This is a genomic window from Streptomyces abyssalis, from assembly GCF_001751365.1.
Taxonomy (GTDB): Bacteria; Actinomycetota; Actinomycetes; order Streptomycetales; family Streptomycetaceae; genus Streptomyces; species Streptomyces abyssalis.
The window spans coordinates 847835-862579 of the sequence record NZ_LJGT01000038.1 but is presented as its reverse complement, the minus strand read 5'-3'; the positions used below and the strand labels follow the sequence as shown (position 1 = coordinate 862579).

At 71.6% G+C, this 14745-nt stretch carries 13 protein-coding genes; 7 read left to right on the top strand and 6 right to left on the bottom strand.

From position 1 onward, the window contains the following. Positions 1 to 45: 45 nt before the first annotated feature. A complete protein-coding gene (locus AN215_RS11020; RefSeq protein WP_070012811.1) occupies positions 46 to 513 on the bottom strand; it encodes a pyridoxamine 5'-phosphate oxidase family protein in 468 nt (155 codons plus the stop codon). Positions 514 to 671: 158 nt separating this feature from the next. Between AN215_RS11020 and clpB the strand changes: the two genes are divergently transcribed. Both clpB and AN215_RS11010 read left to right on the top strand, forming a co-directional pair. Next, positions 672 to 3293, top strand: coding sequence for an ATP-dependent chaperone ClpB (gene clpB, locus AN215_RS11015; protein ID WP_070012812.1), 2622 nt, complete (start codon positions 672 to 674; stop codon positions 3291 to 3293). Positions 3294 to 3395: 102 nt separating this feature from the next. Continuing rightward, a complete protein-coding gene (locus tag AN215_RS11010) occupies positions 3396 to 3929 on the top strand; it encodes a type III secretion system chaperone family protein (RefSeq protein WP_070012813.1) in 534 nt (177 codons plus the stop codon). 221 nt (positions 3930 to 4150) lie between these two features. On the opposite strand, the gene AN215_RS11005 is transcribed toward AN215_RS11010, so the two are convergent. From AN215_RS11005 to AN215_RS10995, 3 genes are read right to left on the bottom strand one after another with little or no spacing between them, the layout of a single operon-like run. Then, positions 4151 to 4948, bottom strand: coding sequence for a carbon-nitrogen hydrolase family protein (locus tag AN215_RS11005; RefSeq protein WP_070012814.1), 798 nt, complete (start codon positions 4946 to 4948; stop codon positions 4151 to 4153). A gap of 57 nt (positions 4949 to 5005) precedes the next feature. Further along, entirely contained in the window at positions 5006 to 6382 is a 1377-nt protein-coding gene (locus AN215_RS11000; RefSeq protein ID WP_079122890.1) for an MFS transporter, read from the bottom strand. Further along, on the bottom strand, positions 6375 to 7196 hold the full coding sequence (locus AN215_RS10995) for an HpcH/HpaI aldolase family protein (protein WP_245694390.1): 822 nt from the start codon (positions 7194 to 7196) through the stop codon (positions 6375 to 6377). Before AN215_RS10995 ends, AN215_RS11000 begins: the two co-directional genes overlap by 8 nt. A gap of 170 nt (positions 7197 to 7366) precedes the next feature. On the opposite strand from AN215_RS10995, the gene AN215_RS10990 reads away from it, so the two are divergent. Then, complete coding sequence (locus AN215_RS10990; protein ID WP_070012815.1) at positions 7367 to 8050, top strand: GntR family transcriptional regulator; 684 nt, start codon at positions 7367 to 7369, stop codon at positions 8048 to 8050. A gap of 51 nt (positions 8051 to 8101) precedes the next feature. Here AN215_RS10990 and AN215_RS10985 read toward each other — a convergent pair whose 3' ends face one another. Both AN215_RS10985 and AN215_RS10980 read right to left on the bottom strand, forming a co-directional pair. After that, on the bottom strand, positions 8102 to 9274 hold the full coding sequence (locus AN215_RS10985) for a pyridoxal phosphate-dependent aminotransferase (protein ID WP_070012816.1): 1173 nt from the start codon (positions 9272 to 9274) through the stop codon (positions 8102 to 8104). A gap of 273 nt (positions 9275 to 9547) precedes the next feature. Next, positions 9548 to 10039, bottom strand: a complete 492-nt coding sequence (locus AN215_RS10980; protein ID WP_070012817.1) for a CHRD domain-containing protein — start codon at positions 10037 to 10039, stop codon at positions 9548 to 9550. A 345-nt stretch (positions 10040 to 10384) separates the two neighbouring features. Between AN215_RS10980 and AN215_RS10975 the strand changes: the two genes are divergently transcribed. The 4 genes from AN215_RS10975 to AN215_RS10960 all read left to right on the top strand — a co-directional run bounded on the left by AN215_RS10975 (position 10385) and on the right by AN215_RS10960 (position 14674). After that, positions 10385 to 10627 carry a hypothetical protein gene (locus tag AN215_RS10975; RefSeq protein ID WP_070012818.1) on the top strand — a complete coding sequence of 81 codons (243 nt, stop codon included), beginning with the start codon at positions 10385 to 10387 and terminating at the stop codon, positions 10625 to 10627. A 327-nt stretch (positions 10628 to 10954) separates the two neighbouring features. Beyond that, positions 10955 to 11527 carry a DUF2617 family protein gene (locus AN215_RS10970; protein WP_070012819.1) on the top strand — a complete coding sequence of 191 codons (573 nt, stop codon included), beginning with the start codon at positions 10955 to 10957 and terminating at the stop codon, positions 11525 to 11527. A gap of 112 nt (positions 11528 to 11639) precedes the next feature. Next, positions 11640 to 13301 (top strand): polyamine aminopropyltransferase, encoded by a 1662-nt coding sequence (locus tag AN215_RS10965; protein WP_070012820.1) that lies wholly within the window; start codon positions 11640 to 11642, stop codon positions 13299 to 13301. A gap of 116 nt (positions 13302 to 13417) precedes the next feature. Beyond that, positions 13418 to 14674, top strand: coding sequence for an SRPBCC family protein (locus AN215_RS10960; protein ID WP_070013813.1), 1257 nt, complete (start codon positions 13418 to 13420; stop codon positions 14672 to 14674). Positions 14675 to 14745 lie beyond the last annotated feature (71 nt).

The window sequence follows — 14745 nt, the reverse complement described above, 5'->3', positions numbered from 1 at the left end:
GGAGCCGGGCCACCGGCCGCCGGGGGGCGGCGGGGCTGGGACCGCTCAGGCCATGGGGCCCAGGGTCCGCTCGACGGCGATCTCGATCAGTACGCGCTCGGGGTTGGGCCTCGGCCGGCGTCCGTAGCGCTCCTCGTAGCGGCGCTCGGCGTCGGCGACCGCTGCCGCGTCCGTACGGATGCGGGCGCGGCCCTCCAGGGTCGACCACCGTCTGCCCTCGAACTGGCAGAGGGAGACGCGCATGCCGTCGCTGCCCGCGGCCTCGATGTTGCGGACCTTCTTGCTGCCGCGGCCGGCCACCACGCGGGCGGTTGCCCCTGTCCCCGTCCCGCCGCGGGTCCCCGTCCCCGGCTCCCTGCCCGGACCGGGTTCGTACGTCACGCTCACGGGCACCACGTGCGGTGTGCCGTCGGGCCGCAGCGTGGTGAGAGTCGCGTAGCGGCGCTCCTGCCAGAACGCCGCGAGGGGGTCCGCCGACGCCGGCTCCGGCGGCTGCGATTCGATGCTCGTCATGGGAACGAATCTAGCCCCGTGACAGTTGAGTGGAATAGACTCAACTTGCTGGAGGCTGAAGCTAGCAGCGACCCGGTCAGAGGGGCCGGGAAGGCCCGTCAGGGCCCGCGAGCAGGTAACGGCACAGCCAGCCGTAGACGAAGGAGGCACGCACGCCAGTGGACGCAGAGCTGACCAACAAGAGCCGGGAAGCGATCAGTGCGGCCAGCGACCGGGCGGTGACGGACGGGCATCCCGACATCACCCCCGCCCACCTGCTCCTCGCTCTGCTCCAGGGCGAGGAGAACGAGAACATCTCCGACCTGATCGCCGCCGTCGAGGCCGACCAGGCCGCCCTCCGCTCGGGCGCCGAGCGGCAGCTCGCCGGCCTTCCCAGCGTCCAGGGCTCGACGGTGAGCAAGCCGCAGCCGGACCGGCCGCTGCTTGCGGTCATCGCGGACGCCACACAGCGCGCCAAGGAGCTCGGCGACGCCTACGTCTCCACCGAGCACCTCCTGATCGGCATCGCCGCCAAGGGCGGCCAGACCGCGGAGTTGCTGAAGGAGCAGGGCGCGACGGACAAGGCGCTGCTGGAGGCGTTCCAGTCCGTCCGGGGCAGCCGCCGGGTCACCAACCCCGACCCGGAGGGCACGTACAAGGCGCTGGAGAAGTTCGGCACGGACCTGACCGCCGCCGCACGTGAGGGCAGGCTCGACCCGGTCATCGGCCGGGACCAGGAGATCCGCCGCGTGGTGCAGGTGCTCTCGCGCCGTACGAAGAACAACCCGGTGCTCATCGGCGAGCCCGGAGTCGGCAAGACCGCGGTCGTGGAGGGCCTGGCGCAGCGCGTGGTCAAGGGCGACGTGCCCGAGTCGCTGCGCGACAAGCGGCTGGTGGCACTCGACCTCGGCGCGATGGTGGCCGGCGCCAAGTACCGGGGCGAGTTCGAGGAACGCCTCAAGACCGTGCTGTCGGAGATCAAGGCCAGCGACGGCCAGATCATCACCTTCATCGACGAGCTGCACACCGTGGTCGGCGCGGGTGCCGGCGGCGACTCCGCCATGGACGCGGGCAACATGCTCAAGCCGATGCTCGCGCGCGGCGAGCTGCGCATGGTCGGCGCCACGACACTCGACGAGTACCGCGAGCGCATCGAGAAGGACGCCGCGCTGGAGCGCCGCTTCCAGCAGGTGCTGGTGGCCGAGCCGACCGTCGAGGACTCCATCGCGATCCTCCGCGGGCTCAAGGGGCGTTACGAGGCGCACCACAAGGTCCAGATCGCCGACGGCGCCCTGGTGGCGGCCGCGGCACTCTCCGACCGGTACATCACCTCCCGCTTCCTGCCGGACAAGGCCATCGACCTCGTCGACGAGGCGGCCTCCAGGCTGCGCATGGAGATCGACTCCTCGCCCGTCGAGATCGACGAACTCCAGCGCGCCGTCGACCGGTTGAAGATGGAGGAGATGGCGCTCTCCAACGAGACCGATCCCGGCTCGGTGGAGCGCCTCGAGCGGCTGCGCCGCGAACTGGCCGACCGCGAGGAGGAGTTGCGGGGCCTGACCGCCCGCTGGGAGAAGGAGAAGCAGGGCCTCAACCGGGTCGGTGAACTCAAGGAGCGCCTCGACGAGCTGCGCGGCCAGGCCGAACGGGCCCAGCGCGAGGGCGACTTCGAATCCGCTTCGCAGTTGCTGTACGGGGAGATCCCGGGCGTGGAGCAGGAGCTGGCCGAGGCGTCGGCCGCCGAGGAGGAGGCCGCGTCCCAGCCGGAGCGGGAGACGATGGTCAAGGAGGAGGTCGGCCAGGACGACATCGCGGACGTCGTCGCCTCCTGGACGGGCATCCCCGCCGGACGGCTCCTGGAGGGCGAGACCCAGAAGCTGCTGCGCATGGAGGAGGAGCTGGGCAGGCGCCTGATCGGCCAGACCGAGGCCGTGCGTGCGGTCTCCGACGCCGTACGCCGCACCCGCGCGGGCGTCGCCGACCCGGACCGCCCCACCGGCTCGTTCCTCTTCCTCGGCCCCACCGGAGTCGGCAAGACCGAACTGGCCAAGGCACTAGCGGACTTCCTCTTCGACGACGAGCGGGCCATGGTCCGCATCGACATGAGCGAGTACGGCGAGAAGCACTCCGTGGCACGCCTGGTCGGCGCGCCGCCCGGCTACGTCGGGTACGAGGAGGGCGGCCAGCTCACCGAGGCCGTGCGGCGGCGCCCGTACAGCGTCGTGCTGCTGGACGAGGTGGAGAAGGCACACCACGACGTCTTCGACATCCTGCTGCAGGTGCTCGACGACGGCCGGCTCACGGACGGGCAGGGCCGCACGGTCGACTTCCGCAACACCATCCTGGTGCTCACCTCCAACCTGGGCAGTCAGTTCCTGATGGACCCGCTGGAAAAGCAGGAGGAGAAGCGGGAGAAGGTGCTGGCCGCCGTCCGCTCGTCCTTCCGGCCGGAGTTCCTCAACCGCCTCGACGACGTCGTGGTCTTCTCCGCGCTCAGCGAGGACGAACTGGGCCGCATCGCCCGGCTGCAGATCGACGGGCTGCGGCGGCGCCTCGCAGACCGCCGGCTGGAGCTGGAGGTCACTCCGGAGGCGCTGGCCTGGCTGGCGCGCGAGGGCAACGATCCGGCGTACGGGGCGCGGCCGTTGCGCCGCCTCGTGCAGACCGCCATCGGCGATCAGCTGGCCCGCGAGATCCTCTCCGGCGAGGTGCGCGACGGCGACACGGTGCGCGTCGACCACGTCGAAGGCTGGGAGGGCCTGATGGTCGGCAGCACCTCGGGAGCGCCCGCGGAGTCCTGACCGGCGGCGACGCGGGCCGGCTCGCACCGGCTTCCGCGTCGCTTGCCAGGACGGCCCCGGCATGGGGGAGGATGGCGGAATCCGTACGAAGGGAAATACACGGTGAGCATCGATCCGTCCTCGATTCCGAACTTCGGGGGCCAGGAGCCCGACCCGGAGGGATCCGGTCCGACCGGCCCTGTGATCCCCGACCAGGAGCTGGTCAAGCAGCTGCTGGACCAGATGGAGCTGAAGTACGTCGTCGACGAAGAGGGTGACCTCGCGGCGCCGTGGGAGGAATTCCGCACGTACTTCATGTTCCGGGGCGAGGAGGAGCAGCAGGTCTTCTCGGTCCGTACGTTCTACGACCGGCCCCACCCGATCGAGGACAAGCCCAAGCTGCTGGAGTCCATCGACGACTGGAACCGGCGGACGCTGTGGCCGAAGGTCTACAGCCACACGCACGACGACGGCACCGTCCGCCTGATCGGCGAGGCGCAGCTGCTGATCGGCACGGGTGTCTCCCTCGAGCACTTCGTCTCCAGCGTCGTCAGCTGGGTGCGGGCGTCGATCGAGTTCGACAAGTGGCTCGTCGAGCAGTTCGGCCTGGAGAAGGACGCGGAGTCCGGCGAGAAGCCGGACGACGGCGCCGAATGAGAGGGACGCTCCGCGCGGCACGTACGCGCGGCGGCGCACACGGGTCCGCCCGGGCACGCACAGCCCGGACGGCGCGGACCAGGACATCGCGCACAGCACGACGGGCCGGGGTCTGAAGACCTCGGCCCGTCGTGGTGCGTGAACAGGGGGCGGGCGGCAAGTACCGGGCGCGCAGGGCCGGTTCGGCGTCCTGAAGCGTCCAGGGGGCCGCCCTCGACTCCCTAGCGTCGCTCGGTCACGGTGAACCGGCGCAGTTCGAGTGCCGGATTCACCTTCCTCACCGCGGAGATGCGCTCCCGCGTGGCGGTCGCGGCCGCTGTGCCGGTCCGCTCACCGAGAGACGCGACGACGACGCCCATCGGATCGACGATCATGCTGTTGCCCGCCCCCGTGGGGGCGCACTGGTCGGCGGCGGCCACGTACACGGTGTTCTCGATCGCCCGGGCCCTCAGCAGCGTGACGAAGTGGTCTTCTTTCAGCGGCCCCGGCACCCACTCGGCAGGCACCAGCACCACGTCGGCGCCCGCGTCGACGAGGCGGCGTGTGACCTCGGGGAAGCGCAGGTCGTAGCAGGTCTGCATGCCGAAGACGAGGCCGTCCGCCTCGAACGTCCCGAAGTCCCCGACGGCGCCGGGGTGCACGATCGAGGACTCCGTGAACCCGAAGGCGTCGTAGAGGTGCAGTTTGCGGTAGACGGCCGTGACGACGCCGTCCGGACCCGCGGCGACGAGCGTGTTGAAGATGGTGCTGCCGTCCCGCTGTTCATTGATTCCGGCCACCAGATGTATCCCGAGCCGGGCGGCCAGCTCGCGCAGTGCCGTCGTGTACGGACCGTCGAGGGGCTCCGCCGAGTCGACGAAGCGCCGGTCCATCGCGGGTGCGGTGTACATCGCGTACTCGGGAGCCACGACGACCCGCGCTCCGCGGCCTGCGGCCTCCTCGGCGAGGTCCTGCAGAGCGGCGAGGTTCGCGCTCTTGTCCTCACCGGGCGCGAACTGTGCCACGGCGATGTCGCCCATGCGTCTTCTCCTGTCTCGGGTCGTTGCGGATTCGGGGAGTCCGGGTGTCCGCATCGGTCACGATGCGGGGGCGGGCATGCGCTCGATACGTCCGAGCACGGCCGTGTAGCAGACGATCCCGCCCAGCAGCACCGCGCCGGTGACGATGAACGCCCCGGCGAAGGAACCGGTCGCGTCGACGACCATGCCGGTGACGATGGGGGCGGCGATGCCCAGCAGGTTCGCCGTGAAGTTCACGATCCCGCCCAGCGTCCCCGCGTACCCCTCCGGAGCGATCAGCGCCACGATGCTCGACCCGGCGGGCACCGAGATCGCCAGCCCGGCCGCGCCCACCGAGAGGTACACGAGGGCGACGCCGACCGATTCCGCGTACGCGGCTCCCGTCACCGCCATCGAGGCCAGCAGGCTGAGCACCAGCACGGTGCGGCGTACGCGTGTGGTGTCGTGCGTACGGCGCAGCCACCGGTCCATGAGGATGCCGCCCACGAGGAACTGCGCCAGCACTGCGGCCAGCCACGGGAGCATCGCGTAGAAGCCGCCCTGCAGCAGATTCACGCCGAACTGCTTCTCCAGATATGCGGGCAGCCAGGTGAGCAGCACGTAGTAGCTGTAGGTGTACGAGGCATAGCCGAGCGCCAGGCCCCAGGTCTTGCGGCGCCGCAGCAGGTGGCCCATGCCGCGCAGCGAACCGCCGCCCGCGGTCGCGGACTCCTCGTCGTCCCCGCCGCCCGCGCGGATGTGCTCGAACTCGGCCTCGCTGAGCCGGCCCTTGGCGCGGGCCTGCTTCGGGGTGAGGTACATCAGCCACCACACCGCCAGATACACGGCGGAGAGCACACCGGTGAAGACGAAGGCGGCGTGCCAGCTGTAGACCGTGACCAGGAACGCCATGACCGGGATGCCGATCACGTTGGACAGCTTGGCGCAGCCGTCGAAGACCGCGGTTGCCGTTCCGCGCTCGTGCTTCGGGAACCACTGGCCGATGCTCTTCCAGCCCGCGGGGATGGTCGGTGCTTCGCCGACCCCCAGCAGCAGACGGCTCACCAGCAGCAGGCCCAGGCCGCCCGCCGCGGCCGAGGCGAAGGAGGCGACCGTCCACAGGAAGGCGGCCACGCGGTTGACCCAGGTGACCCCGATCCGGTCGATGACGGACCCGACGGGGAGCTGCAGCATCGCGTAGGTCCACAGGAAGGCCGAGGAGAGAAGGCCCATCTGGGAGGCGCTGATGTCGAAGTCCCGCATGATCGCGGGAGCGGCGACCGAAAGGTTGACCCTGTCGATGTAGTTGACGAAGGTGCCGACGCCCAGGACGCCCGCTATGCCCCAGCGGAACCTTCCGCCGCCCTGCGTACGGGCGGCCTTCCCCGCCTTCTGGGCCGCCTGGCCGGTCTCCACTCCCGTCCCGGTTCCGGTCCCGGTTCCCGTCTCAGTCATCGCGCCCCTCCGGACCCGGAGCCGCCGGGTACGCCCCGGCCTGCTCGTGGTCCGCCCCGGCGTCCGCGAGTATCCGCCGCGTCGTCTCCAGCGGGGCGGAGAAGCCCGCGGCCAGGGCGCCGTGCTGCATGATCAGCGCCATCTGGTCGACTCCCGCGCGCACTGCGAACTCCTTCTCCTCGGGGGACCAAGCCGGCAGGAACCACGGCTTGCGGGCTGCCGCTGCGGCGTCGGCGATCCTCCACATGTCCTCGAAGTCGCCTTCCGTACGGGCGTACGCCCCACGCCCGCGCCGCAGCGAGAGATCGCTGGGGCCGACGAACACGCCGTCCACGGTGGGCAGAGCGAGGATCGCCTCGATCTCCTCCACCGCTCCCGCGTCCTCGATCATGGGATAGCAGCGGGTCCGTGAGTCCTGCTCCCGGACCCAGGGGTCCGTCATGCCGCCGTAGGACGCCGTGCGCCCGCCGGCGAAGCTGCGGTCTCCCAGCGGGGGGAACTTCGCGAAGCCGGTGACGGTCCGGGCGTGCGCCGCGTCCTCCACGTGCGGGATCACGACGACGTCCGCGCCGAAGTCCAGCGCCTGCTGGACCGGGCCCCGCTCGGGGCCCAGCACCTTCGCCAGCACCTCCATGCCCGAGGCCTTGATGAAGGGTACGAAACGCTCCAGATCGGCGAGGTCGAACGAGCCGTGCTCGATGTCGAGCACGACGGCGCCGTAGCCCATGCCGCGGGCGATCTCCACGGCCGCGGCGCTGGGGTCGGAGAGCCAGACCGCGAAACGGCGGTCGGCGGTGACGCTGGGAACGGGCACGGGTGACTCCTCGGGACGACGACCGCGCAAGTCGCGCATGCGTCGTGTATACACGGTGCATTTCTGAGGCGTCCAGGGCTAGGATGTCTTCGCATCACCACGCACGTCACGTCCTGCGCGCCCACCTCCTGCGGACGGGGCCGTCAGGGCGCCGAGAGGAAGAAGGGCCAGTGACCACACGGGACGGGGCGACGGGCAGCCGGAAGCCGGCGGGGCCGGCCAGGGAGCGCGTCTACGACTGGCTCCGTGACGAGATAATCAAGGGCTCCCTCGAAGGCGGCCAGTTCCTCGACGAGCAGTGGGTCTCCCGCACCGTCGGCGTCTCCCGTACGCCGGTCCGGGAGGCCTTCCACCGGCTCGCGGCCGAGCACTTCATCCAGCTGATGCCGCGCAAGGGGGCGCAGGTGCGCAGCGTCACGGCGCGCGAGCTGGAGGAGGTCTACCAGGCGCGCCGTCTCATCGAGGGCCATGCCGCGCGGTCGCTGTGCGAGGCGCGGCACGGCGCACCGGGCGGGATGACCGCGCTGCTGGAGCCCATGGAACGGGCGGGCCGGGAGCGTGACTGGTTCGAAGTAGCCGCGCTGAACCGGCAGTTCCACGAGGTCATGGTGAGCACGGCGGGAAACTCGGTGATCACCGACCTCTATGAGGGCCTGCACTCCCGCCAGCAGCGCGTCGGGCTGCGGGCGATGCGCGCCCGGCCGGAACGTGTGGGGACCGTTGACGCCGAACACCGCGCTCTGGTCGCGGCGTTGGACGCCTTCGACGCCGAGCGCGCCCTCGCGGTTCTCGACGAACACCTCAGGCCCGTCCCGGAAGTGGTCTCGGTCCTTCCACGCGGGACCGACGGCTGAACGGGCGCTGCCGCGACGGTTGAACCGGCCGCGCCGTCCGCCGCCTCCTGGTCAGGCCCGCAGAGTCGCACCCTTCAGCCGTGTGACGGCCTCGGCCAGCACGTTCGGCTGCTTGCAGAAGGCGAAGCGGACGTGGCTGCGTCCGGCGTCCGGGTCGTCGTAGAAGACGGCGGTGGGGACGGCGACGACTCCGCACCGTTCGGGAAGGCCGAGGCAGAAGGGGATGCCGTCCTTCTCGCCGAGGGCCGTGATGTCGGTGGTGATGAAGTACGTGCCCTGGGGGCGGAAGACCTGGAAGCCCGCTTCGGCGAGCCCGTCGCCCAGGATGGCGCGCTTGGCGCGCAGGTCCTCGCGGAACTCGGTGAAGTAGCCGTCCGGGAGCCGGAGTGCCTCGGCGACCGCGTACTGGAACGGGCCCGCACTGACGTACGTCAGGTACTGCTTGGCGGTGCGGACCGCGGCCACGAGTGCGGCGGACGCCGTGACCCAGCCCACCTTCCAGCCGGTGAAGGAGAAGGTCTTGCCGGAGGAGGAGATGGAGACGGTGCGGTCACGCATGCCGGGAAGGGAGATGAGCGGCGTGTGCTCGCCGTCGAAGACGAGGTGTTCGTAGACCTCGTCGGTGACCACGAGCAGGTCGCGCTCGACGGCCAGGGCGGCGATGGCCGTGGCTTCCTCCTGGGTGAGCACCATGCCGGTGGGGTTGTGCGGGCTGTTGAGCAGCAGCAGGCGCGTGCGCGGGGTGATCGCGTCGCGCAGGGCCTCGAGGTCGGGGCGGAAGCCGGGGGCGCGGAGCGTGAGGGGCACGCGGGTGGCGCCGGCCATGGCGATCGAGGCGGCGTAGGAGTCGTAGAACGGCTCGAAGGCGATGACCTCGTCGCCCGGCTCCAGGAGGGCGAGCATCGAGGCGGCGATGGCCTCGGTCGCCCCCGCGGTGACCAGGACTTCCGTGTCGGGGTCGAAGTTCAGGCCGTAGAAGCGCTGTTGGTGCTCGGTGACGGCGGTGCGCAGTTCGGGGATGCCGGGGCCGGGAGGGTACTGGTTGCCGCGTCCGTCCCGGAGGGCCCGTACGGCGGCTTCCCGTACGGATTCGGGGCCGTCGGTGTCCGGGAAGCCCTGACCCAGGTTGATCGCCCCGGTCCTGACGGCAAGGGCCGACATCTCCGCGAAGATCGTCGAGCCGTGCCCCTCCAGCCTGCGGTTCAGCAGTGGCCTGTCGCTCATGTCCGCACCAACTCCCGTCCCCACCGACTCCTCACGCCGGACGGCAACCGTCCGGGACGCGTCCACGCGGGGCGCGCAGGGCGCGCTTCGCGCAGAGGCTTTCGCGCAGAGGCTATCGAACGGACAGGTGAGCAGCCTTGCGGGAAGCACCCGGGGCCACGCGCGCGGGCCGCCGCGGAAGCCGGAGCGTCCGCTCGTGGACCTCGGCGGCGAGCGCCCGCCCGCCCCTCGGCCCTCGGGCCAGGGGCGGGCGCGGCTACCGGTGCGGCGTGATCAGAGGTTGCCGCGGACGGCTCCGGCAGGGAACTCGGCGTTGTGGACGTTGACATAGAAGAAGAACGGGTTCCGCTTGATGCCGTCCAGCTCCCAGCGGGTCAGGACCTGGTCGGCGTTCTCGGGTGTCTGGGTCCGCTGGGCGCGGATGCATCCCTTGGACGTGCCGTCCGCGGGCGGCGTGTTCAGCAGGACGGCGATGGGTCCCGCCTCGTCGCTCTGGCCGAAGTGGATGTGGGCGGCGGTGGGGGGAGCGATGTTCTGGACGCTGAGCTTGTAGCAGAGCGTCCGGTGCTTGATCTGGTACTTGAAGACGCCGCTGCCGTCGGGGTCACCGGGGCCGGGGACCTCCTGGGCACCGTCGAGGCTCACGGTGTGCTTGCCGTGGCCGCCGACGGGGTCGGCCGGGGCGGCGGTGGCGGTGCCGGCCGTCGAGGCCAGCATGGCCGCGGCACCGAGTGCGGCGGCGACGGCTGCAGTGGATACGCGCATGCGGATGCTCCTTCTCCAGGACGGATGCGGAGAGCGTGCGGACGAGCACGTTCCGTACACAGTGGTTGCGGGGACGACGCTAAGTGCGACATGGGGCATCCGCATCCGTACCGGGCATTCGGTGTAGCCGGGGTGCGCCGGATGCCCGGATGGCCCGGTGTGGTGCGTCTCCGTGCGTGTGTGAACCTCTGGTCTTGCTCAACTCTGCTTTGACGCCGCGGACTCCGGGCAGAAGCCGGTTCACGCCGGCCAGGTGCCGGCTTGCGGGCGTCCGCGGGATGCCCGCCGGAGCAGCGAGATCGGAGCGGTGCCTGGCGGCGCCGCGGAGATGAGGGGGAAACGCAAATGGGCAAGGTCTTCGTGTTCATAGTCGTGGCGGTGATCGTCATCGCGATCGTCGCCGCCGTTTCGAAGAGCTCCAAGGGCGGCAGCAAGCGGCGTGGCGGCGGCTACTCCGGCGGCGGCGGTGCGGCGGCCGGCGGCTGGTGGGCAGGTGACTCCGGCGGCAGCGGCGGTGACGGCGGCGGTGGCCACTCGTGCGGCGGCGGTGGCGGCGGCTGCGGTGGCGGTGGTGGCGGCGGCTCCTGACCGCTCGTCGCGACAACAGGCTCACGGCCCGCTGCAGCAGGACAGGCTCCTGGTCTGCCGGCGGGCCGTCCCGTCTCGCCCCGCACTACAGGCAATCCGTTCCTCCGTCGAGGGCCCGGCAGTTGAACATCTGAACTGCCTGGCCCCCGGGGGGATGGAAACCCGGAGAAGTTGGGCGATACAGCTGTGGTAGTACACATTTCATGATTCGGTGATTCCGTATCCCCGGACTTGGCGTGGGTACGAGCCGACGGCGCACGGCCCCTGGTCACTCGTCGAGAGACGCGCCCGGCTCACCCCTCCACTGTGTGCTTGCGGAGCCGACCCATGCTCACCACTCTCTCCACCCCCTACACCGACACCCGCGCGGGCGACCTCGCGTGGGCGCTCGGCCGCGAGCCGCTTCCCGCGCTCGCCCAGCGCGAGCTGGAACTCGGCACCGCCACAGTGCAGTTGAGGCTGCTCGGCGCATCCCATCAGGTGCTGCTCGAAGAGGACGGCCGCATCTGCTCCGAGACCGTCGCCTGCATGCCCGGCGGCAGCACGCCGCTGCCGCTCGGCGTCTCCAGACGGGCCGGCGAGTTCGACTACGACTTCGCGGCGCGCGTCGAGGTGCTGACGCCCGGCTCTTTCGCGGGCCGCGCACAGGAGTTGCTCGACCTGGTCTCCGACCATCCCGGCGGTCTCGCCGGTACGTTCCCCGGCGCCCCGCACGCGTTCACCGCGCTGCTGGTGCAGCGCTCCGCGGGCAACGTGCGCTGGCGCACGTGGCATTCGTATCCGCAGGAGGGCCGGCTGGTCTCCACCCGTACCCGCGTGGTCCGTTGCCACGTGGGCAGGCGTGGCACTCCGGCCGCGGTGCCGGCAGGGGCGGCCGAACGCCCCGCGGCGGCGCGGTAGTCGGGCGTCTGGCACCGCTCGTGCTTCCGGCCGCTTCACTGCGCATGTTTTGCCGCGAAGGCACGCGTGTGGGTGACGAAGTGTGTAAAAAGCGTGACGTAGCGTTCGCGGCATGATCGACCGTCCCCTCGCCCAGTCCCAGGACGCGCGGCTGCCCGTGCCCGTCGGGCTCGGGCGCGGGCTCGTCCTCGCCTCGGTCTTCGTGTGTGCCGCCTGCGGCCTCGTCTACGAGCTCGAACTCGTCGCGCTCGCCTCGTACTTGTCGGGCGACTCGGTCACGCAGGCGTCGGTCGTGCTGTCCGTGATGGTCTTCGCGATGGGCATCGGTTCGCTGCTCGCCAAGCGGCTGCGCTGCCGCGCGGCCACCGGATTCGCCGTCGTGGAGGCGCTGCTCGCCCTCGTCGGCGGCGGCTCGGCGATCGCGCTCTACGCGAGCTTCGCCTGGTTCGGCGGTGCGCGCGTCGCGCTCGTCGGCTTCTCCCTGGCCATCGGGGTGCTGATCGGTGCCGAGATGCCGCTGCTGATGACTCTCATCCAGCGCATCCGCAAGCAGGACGCCGGCGGTGCCCTCGCCGACCTCTTCGCCGCCGACTACGTGGGTGCCCTCGTCGGCGGGCTGACCTTCCCCTTCCTGCTGCTGCCGTTCTTCGGACAGCTGACGGGTGCTCTGCTGACGGGCGTGGTGAACGTGTGCGCGGGCGGGGTCGTCGTGCTGTGGCTCTTCCGTCACGACGTCAGTGCCCGCGTGCGCTGGTGGCTGCTGGCGGTGAACGGCGCGGTGGTGCTGCTGCTGATCGCCGCCACCGCGTTCGTGGCCTCCTTCGAGCGCGCGGCACGGCACGCGGTGTACGGGCAGCACGTGCGAGTCGCCGTCCGCGACGGCCAGCAGGAGGCGGTCCTCACCGGCGACCCGGACCCCACGGCGTACCGGAGCGGCGCCGAACCGCTGCGGTTCTACCTGGACGGGCGGCTGCGGGCCTCCTCCGCCGAAGGGAACCGCTACCCCGCCGCGCTCGTACGGCCCGCCATGGCGGACGGCCCGCACGAACGGGTGCTGATCCTGGGCGGCGCGGACGGCCTGGTAGTGCGCGAAGTGCTCAGGCACACACGGGTGCGGGCGGTGACGGTCCTCGAACGCGACCGGGCCGCAGCGGAGTTGGCACGCACGGACCCCGGTCTGCGGCGGCTCAACAAGGACGCGTACGACGACCCGCGCGTACGCGTCGAAACCGGCGGCGACCCCTTCGACCGGCTGCGGGAGCGCGTGCGGACCCCGGGCGCGGCACCGTACGACGTCGTGATCTCGGACCTTCCCGACCCCGCCGTACGGGACAGCGCGAAGCTCTACTCGCACGAGTTCTACGGGCTCGTGCGCCGCGTGCTCGCACCCGACGGCCGCTTCGCCGTCCACGCGGGCGCGGCCGCCGCGCAGCCCCGCACGTACTGGACGGTGGAGGCGACCCTTCGTTCCGCGGGGCTGCGCACCTCGCCGTACGTGGTGCGCAGCCCCCGCGACTGGGGGTTCGTGCTCGCGTCGAACGGCGCGCAGCGGACCACGCTCACCGCTCTCAGCTCCGCCGGCGGCGGGGCCGGGCTCGACGGTCTCGACGGGGTTGCCGGGTTCGACGGGGTCGCCGGGTCCCGCAGCGGTGCCGACGCCGCGTCACCGCTGCGTCCGCTGACTCCGCATCAACTGCGAACGGCCGGGCTGCGTGCGGAACGCGACCGTCTGACGGGCCTTCCGCCCTCCACGCTCACGCATCCCCGTCACTGAGGCGCTCACGCACCGGACCCGGCCCGCGCCCAGGCGGGTGCGCTGCGCGGCGGAACAGTGCCGACCGGTCACATGTACGGGGTGCGGTGGGTAGGCTCCGCCCTATGGAGCACGAGGTGAACGTTCCGTTTTCCGTCGGGTCGGTACGGGCGGCGCTCGCTGAGCCCGAACGTGTGGCGCGCTGCGTGCCGGGTCTGCAACTCGACAGCGCCGGAGGCGCCGGGAGCGCCGGGAGTACGAACGCCAAGGGCACCGGGGGCACCACCGAGGGCCGGCTGCGTGTCCGCGTCGGCGGGTCCACGATCACCTACCGGGGCAGCCTGACCGTCACGTCCCGCGGTGAGGAGTTCACCGTCAAGGGCACCGGTACGGAGGCTCGGGGCACCGGCTCCGTGCGGCTGAACCTCACCGTCGTACCGAGGCGCTCGAAGGAGGGCGAGGGCACCCGCCTGGTCTGCACGGGCACCGTCAAGGGCGACGGACGGATCAACGACGTCGAGCAGAAGGCGGCGGCGACGGCCGGACAGCGGCTGCTGGAACGCTTCGGCAAGGCGCTCGCGGACAGCATCCAGGAGAACCCGCCCGGCACGCTCGACGCTCCGGAGGCTCCCGCCGCCGAACCCGCGACGGCAGGTCCCGTGGGCGGCATCGGCGAGCCCGGCGACAACGACCGCGTGATCCCCGGCATCCCGGGCCCGGACAACCGCGAGTCGCAGACGTCCGCACCTCAGACGGGCGCGGCCAAGGACCAGGCGGCCAAGGCCGAGGCCAAGCCGGCGGACAAGGCGAAGCCCGCGGCCAAGGCCGAGGACAAGGCGAAGCCCGCCGACAAGGCGAAGCCCCAGGACAAGGCCGCGGGCCCGGAAGCCGACCGGGCCAAGGGCGGGAAGAAGACCGGGGACGGGGCCGGGGAGTCCAAGGCCAAGGCAAAGGACAAGGCGGAGGACGAAGGCAAGGCCAAGCCCGCGGACAAGCCGAAGCCCCAGCCCGAGCCCAAGGACGAGCCCGAGGACCACAAGGACAAGGCCGAGCCCAAGGACGAGCCGACCCCGGACGAGCGGCCCTCCGGGCGTGAGGGCGTCTTCGGCACGGAGGTTCCGCCGCCCTCCCTCGACCCGCTCCACGACGACGAGCCCCTCGACGAGGCCGAGGTCGAGGCGGCGGCCGAAGCCGAGGCGGCGCACGCCCGCCGCACGATGATCGGGCGCAGCGCCGAGGAGGTCGACCACGCGCCGCCGCGCGGCCGGTACGCACCCGTCCCGTTGCCGGAGCCCATCGCCAACTCGGCCGCGCTGCGCTGGGTCGCGCCCGCCGCGGCCGCCGTGGTCGCCGGAGCCGTGGTCATCGGCCGTGCCCTGCGCCGCCGCCGCTGACCGTGTCCGTACCGCCGCCGACGGGAGCCGTGCCCGTGGCGGGACCGCGCCCGGACCGTGCCCCAGGAGTA

Bases quoted from the DNA above. Each gene is read 5' to 3' on its own strand.
- AN215_RS10980 (WP_070012817.1), bottom strand. From the start codon at position 10,039: ATGCGCGTATCCACTGCAGCCGTCGCCGCCGCACTCGGTGCCGCGGCC.
- AN215_RS10985 (WP_070012816.1), bottom strand. From the start codon at position 9,274: ATGAGCGACAGGCCACTGCTGAACCGCAGGCTGGAGGGGCACGGCTCG.
- AN215_RS11005 (WP_070012814.1), bottom strand. From the start codon at position 4,948: ATGGGCGACATCGCCGTGGCACAGTTCGCGCCCGGTGAGGACAAGAGC.
- AN215_RS10970 (WP_070012819.1), top strand. From the start codon at position 10,955: ATGCTCACCACTCTCTCCACCCCCTACACCGACACCCGCGCGGGCGAC.
- AN215_RS11000 (WP_079122890.1), bottom strand. From the start codon at position 6,382: ATGACTGAGACGGGAACCGGGACCGGAACCGGGACGGGAGTGGAGACC.
- AN215_RS11020 (WP_070012811.1), bottom strand. From the start codon at position 513: ATGACGAGCATCGAATCGCAGCCGCCGGAGCCGGCGTCGGCGGACCCC.
- AN215_RS10975 (WP_070012818.1), top strand. From the start codon at position 10,385: ATGGGCAAGGTCTTCGTGTTCATAGTCGTGGCGGTGATCGTCATCGCG.
- AN215_RS10965 (WP_070012820.1), top strand. From the start codon at position 11,640: ATGATCGACCGTCCCCTCGCCCAGTCCCAGGACGCGCGGCTGCCCGTG.